Source organism: Deltaproteobacteria bacterium (assembly GCA_019310525.1).
Taxonomy (GTDB): Bacteria; Desulfobacterota; DSM-4660; order Desulfatiglandales; family HGW-15; genus JAFDEE01.
Genome location: JAFDEE010000130.1, coordinates 1 through 5,646 on the forward strand (window position 1 = coordinate 1; position 5,646 = coordinate 5,646).

Annotated in this window: 3 protein-coding genes; 2 read left to right on the forward strand and 1 reads right to left on the reverse strand. The window is 54.8% G+C overall.

Annotation, left to right across the window (positions count from 1 at the left end):
• Positions 1–223: 223 nt before the first annotated feature.
• Positions 224–2,371 (forward strand): hypothetical protein, encoded by a 2,148-nt coding sequence (locus JRF57_15860; GenBank protein MBW2305173.1) that lies wholly within the window; start codon positions 224–226, stop codon positions 2,369–2,371.
• Positions 2,372–2,669: 298 nt separating this feature from the next.
• Entirely contained in the window at positions 2,670–3,413 is a 744-nt protein-coding gene (locus JRF57_15865) for a hypothetical protein (GenBank protein MBW2305174.1), read from the forward strand.
• A 138-nt stretch (positions 3,414–3,551) separates the two neighbouring features.
• On the opposite strand, the gene JRF57_15870 is transcribed toward JRF57_15865, so the two are convergent.
• A partial coding sequence (locus JRF57_15870) for an efflux RND transporter permease subunit (protein ID MBW2305175.1) occupies positions 3,552–5,646 on the reverse strand: 2,095 nt, incomplete at its 5' end.

Sequence of the window (5,646 nt, forward strand, 5' to 3'; positions counted from 1 at the left end):
TGCAGGAATTTATCGAATTATACAATCCGGCAAACCGGCATGAGCGCAAGGAAACCTGGCACCCGGAAAAGAATCCCGAAGGCCGCTGGCGCAAGTTCAGTTACGAAGAAATAAAGAGACATCAGGAGGCAGAAAAGGCCGGTTGGAGAGATGGTACGATCAGGATCTGGAGGCGTTGCACGGCGCTGTGAAAAAATATCCGGCCCAGACCTGGGACCTTCTGATGCCCCATGTGGAAAGGTTGACCGGCATTCAGGCCGATGATTACGACCCAAGGCTGCAGAAGTGGAGGGACGCATGGTTTTCCCGCCACGAAACCGATATCGCCCGTGGAGCGGTCGAACTGCTCATCCTCGCAGGCCAGGTTCTAGCGGCAGAACAACCCGATGAACTGATAGCGCGGGTTATTCCCCTGGGAAAAAGCATCTCTCCCGTGGTCCAAGAAATCATCATTGCAGCCTATGCCCATCTGCCCGCCGACCATGCGGATGCAGGCATCTCCTGGCTGCTGGATGATCCTGCCCGGTTCCGGCTCGGTTCCGGCTATCGTGAGCCGGAGTGGATGCCGGCAGTTCGGCTCATCAAGGCCCTGTCTCCGCATTGCTCCGAAAAATTGTTCAGGCGTCTTGAAGATGCAATCATTGATTACCATGCCCCGGAAGAAAGGCGGGATGCCAAACATTACCTGAGGGGCTGGCGGGATGGCTATTTCGGTCATTACTGGGGCAAGACCCAGTATTTTCTGCTGCCTGCGCTTGACGCCGAAAGAATACAGCCGGGTACTGCCGCATTGATCGGCGTGTTGGAGCGCAAATTTGAAAACTACCCCAAAGAGCGATTTCTCAGAGGCGGCAGAGTTTCAGGTGGCGAGGTGGGCTCCAAGCTAGACCCGAATCTTGAAAAAATCAGTGACCGGGCCTGGCTCAAGATAGTCACCAGTGAAAAAGTCGCCGAGTCTCATAACTACAACTGGATTCAAGTTGATTCTGATCATGTGCTGGCAACATCCATTCGTCAATTTGTCAGCAGTCTTGCCCGGATCACCAAACGGTACCCTGAACGTTTTGGACAACTGGCCCTCAGGTTTCCGGATAACGTTCATCCGGCTTATGTCTCAGCCGTCCTGGATGGTTTTAGAAAAAAGCAGCCAGGTACAGAAGTGCCTGAATCTGAAAAAGACTCCTGGCGGCCTGCACGAGTTGAGACGATTGAGGCCGTGCTGGAAAAATATAAGGCTGGTGACGACCGGGAAACCGCCATATCATTTTGCTGGCTTATCGCGGAAAAAGCCGATGAAAACTGGTCGGACAAAACAATTGCGAGGCTGGTTCATTACGCCCGGAATCATCCGGACCTGGAGACAGGCAAATTGAATATCCATTGTGACAAGAACTGTGACGAGGTCTCGGTTGAGGTACTTTTTCAGAATACCATCAACTGCGTTCGTGGTGTGGCTGCCGGCGCAATCGGGCAACTGCTTTGGGAACGTAAAGAACGGCTGGAGCAGGTTAGAACTGGTATCGAGGCCCTTGTCAGTGATCCTCACCCAGCGGTACGAATGGCGGCCATAGAGGCCATTGAGCCTGTCCTGAATATTGACAGAGATTTGGCTGTCCATTGGTTTTGCGAGGCCTGTAAAGATGATTTGCGGGTGGCTGCTTCACCAAGGGCTCTGAATTTTTTTAATTATACCGTTTCAAGCCATATCGATAAGATCGGGCCGATTATTCAACAGATGGCCTTTTCTTCCTTTGAGGACGTGGCCAAGGAAGGGGCGGAGCAGGTCACAGCCCGGTGGCTGTTTCACGGCTTTTTTGAAAAAGAGTTTTCCATGTGCCGACAGGGAACGCTGCCGCAACGAAAGGGCGTAACCAGTGTAGCCGCACAATTGCTGCATGACAAAAAATATTCCCGGCAGTGCCAGGATCTCTTGCTTCAATTCATGAACGATCCGGAAAAAGAGGTCCGGGGCGAGTTGCGCGGCATGTTCAGAAATAAGGATCTAATCACCGATCCGGAATATGCGGCATTTGTAAAAGACTATATCAAGTCACAGGCATTTGCCGATGATCCTTACTATTTCGTCTGGTCTTTGAAAGATCTTGCCGGAAGCCTCATTTCTGTCGCAGATGCAATCTTTGCTGTCTGCAAGGTGTTTTCCACGACCCTGCAAGAAAAAACCCGTGATATTGGTTCACGTTATCCCCATATGGCCTCGGAAATGTCATCCATTTTACTGCGGCTTTATGAGCAAGCCCAAGAAGGGGTACAAAACAGCAAGATTGCCGACCGATGCTTGGATATCTGGGATCTGTTTTTCGAAAACCGGGTTGGTAGGACCATGGAATTAACGAAAGCAATTGAGCAATGAGTAACCTGCCCGCAGTCTGAAAACTTGAGTCATGACAACACCGCATTTGATATGGCAGCGGGAGTCGAACCCGCGCCTGCCTGTGCGGGCGCGCCGCACGCAGACAGGTCCATTCGCTGTTTGAGGATTACGGCTTGTAAAGCAAACGGAACGCGAGCCGCATGCAAGTCCCGAATGGATGCCACTGCGAAGCAGGGCACAAAATGTGGAGAAAAACATTCTCCGCAGCGGAACGCGGATGCACCGGGGCACGAATGATTGATATGCAGAGCGTTTGTGAACATCTTCGGGGAAAGCCATGAAAGAGCCGTTGTCTTTGGATGGTCTTTGGAGTTCAGCACGACCCGGTGCGCGCGACTTCGATCCCGCTCTGGTTTCAGGGCTTCCGGAGGGAGCCCGCAGCTATCTCGGGCACGCCATCGCGGCCGGAACCCCTCTTGCTTCCGCCGTCCGGTTGCGCATGCACGGGGAGATCAGGCTCAAGGGGTGGCACCCGTTTACGGCGGAACAGGTCATCCTGTGGAACCGCGGCATGATCTGGCGAGCTACGGTCCGCATGTTCGGAATGCCCATTCGCGGGGGTGACTTTTTTCTCGACGGTCAGGGTACCATGCGCTGGAAGCTTTTCGGCATCCTGCCTATTGTCAATGCCGCGGGTCCCGACATAAGCCGCTCGACGGCGGGGCGCATGAATATAGAGTCTGTATGGCTGCCGTCCGTGCTCTGTGGGGAGGGAGTGTCGTGGACTGCTGCCGGCAAACGCCTTCATGCCAGGTTCGCAGCTCACGGAGAGAGTGCCGAAATCGATTTCACGGTCAATGCAGACGGTCAGATTGAGACTGTCAGCATGCCGCGCTGGGGCAACCCGGAAGGGGATGCATTCCATTATGTGCGATGTGGTGGTTTCGTGGAGGAGGAGGACACCTTCGCTGGTTACACCATACCGACTCGCATGCGCGTGGGATGGCACTTCGGTACCGATGGCTTTGAGCAGGAAGGCGAATTTTTCCGCGTCACCATAGATGATGCGATATATCGGTAAACCGGACATTCCGGCTGTAACGGGTGCGAAAAGGATTGCTGGTGGGGACTTTTCATGCCAACACATTAACAGGGCAGCATAACCGACTCGCCACTTTATATTTTTCTTCGTTGCGGTTTATTTCGGATCAATGACGCGTTACGTTTGAGACCTTCGGGCAAGAAGCATGAAAATCACCGGTATCACCACTAAAGTGAGGAGAGTGGCAGCCAGCACGCCGCCGATAACTGCTGTAGCCAACGGCGAAAAGCGTTCAGACCCCACCGCCATCTCCAGGGCCAAGGGCAGCATCCCGGCCACATCGGAGAGCGCCGTCATCATTATAGGGCGGTACCGGACCGAGACCGATTCCATAATCGCCGCAGCGAGCTCCATTCCTTCCTGTCGGCGCCGCAGGATGTAATCAATAAGGACAATACTGTTGTTCACCACCGTGCCGGTGAGCAGGATGATTCCCAGCATCGCCGGCATGGAAAGATACTTTCCGGCCACCAGCAATCCCGCCGCTACTCCGACGAACTGCAAGGGAACGGCCGCCATGATAGTGAATGGATGCTTGAAGGAACGAAACTGCGCCACCAATACCAGGTAGACAGCCAGGATTCCCAGGGCCAGGGCCCGCACCATGCGCGTGCGGGCCTCCTGGAAATCGCGCTGTTCTCCGGTGATGTCGAGATGGTAGCCGTCCGGAAGCTTCAAGTCTGAAAGTAACCTCTTGACATCAGCGACAGTTTCAGAGAGAGGGCGGCCGTAATGGTATCCCAATACATCCAAAGTCTGCTGATAGTCTTCACGGGTGACGATACTAGGCCCTAAGTGTTGCTCCGGGTTGGCCACTTCCCTCAGAGGTACGCGGCGGCCGTCGGGGCCCTGGAGCACCACGTCGGCCAGATCGTCGATGTTTTGCCGGTCCGCGGGCGCGTACCGAAGGTAGACGTCCAGATCGCGATAGCGAAGTTGGCGGTAATTTGTGACCTTCCATCCCTCCATCGCCTGATAGACCAGTTTCGCTATCGCCTTACCAGTGAGCCCCAGCTCGACTGCACGTTCGTGATCAATTATTACCCTGGTTTCCGGGGTGTTGAGTGCCCAGTTCTTGTAGACATCGCGTAGCCCGGGAACCGTGCGGATGCGTTCCAGCACCTCACTGCCAAGATGATCCAGCACCTCCGGATCAGGGCCGCTCAAGCGTACGTCGATGGGGGCGGCGGTGGTTGCCCGGGCGGTTCCCCCTTTTTCCTTTGTCGTGCCCAAGGTAACCCCGGGAAGGTCCTGCATGAACGACCTGAGGCGCCCCATGACTTCCCAAAGTGTAACCGTGCGCTCGGTGCGGGGAGTTAGGTTGACGGTGATCTGGGCCTGGTGGACGTCCATGGCCCCACGGCCGCCGAGATAATGGGCCCCCGGTTCGAAGCCGATCTGGGTGCTGACCCCCACTACTTCCGGCTCGCTGAGAAGCTTCTTCTCAACCGCCTTCACGAGAGGCAGGTTTTTCTCCAGCGGAGTTCCAGGGATTCCATCAAGGCCGATTTGAAAGGTTCCGGAATCGAATCGGGGCAGCATCTCACTACCCAGGAAAACCATGATGCGTACGCTCAACACGAGCACCATAAGCGCCCCACCCAGCGTCAGCCAAGGGTGACGCAATGCCCATCGCAAGATAGACAGATACCCTTCTTTCAATGCCTCCATGAAAACAGTGAATGGGGACACCAAAAGGGTCAGCAGGTTTTTCTTGTCATCTTGCGGCCGCAGCCACAGCGCTCCCAGGAGGGGGATCAGAGTCACGGAAACGAGGAATGAAGATGCCAGAGCAAAAGACAGGGTCCAGGCCAGGGGAGTAAACATCTTGCCCACAAAGCCCCCCAGGAATATCAGTGGAACCAGCACCGATATGGTTGTAACCGTGCCGGCTAGATCCGCCAGGAAAATCTCTTCGGTCCCCTCAACGGCTGCTTTGAAGGGTGTGTTGCCCGGCAGCATGAGGTGGCGATGGATGTTTTCTATCACCACGATGCCATCGTCCACCAGCAGCCCGATTGAAAGAATGATGGCGGACATAGTGATCATGTTGAGATCGATCTCAAAAGCCCACATCAACATGAAAGTCAGAAGGAAGGACACAGGGATGGAAATGGCGATTATGGCCGCCTGGCGTAAGTGGGCCATGAACAGGAAGACCACGATAATGGTGAGAATGATCGCGATGAGCACCGAGCTGGTCATGTTGTTG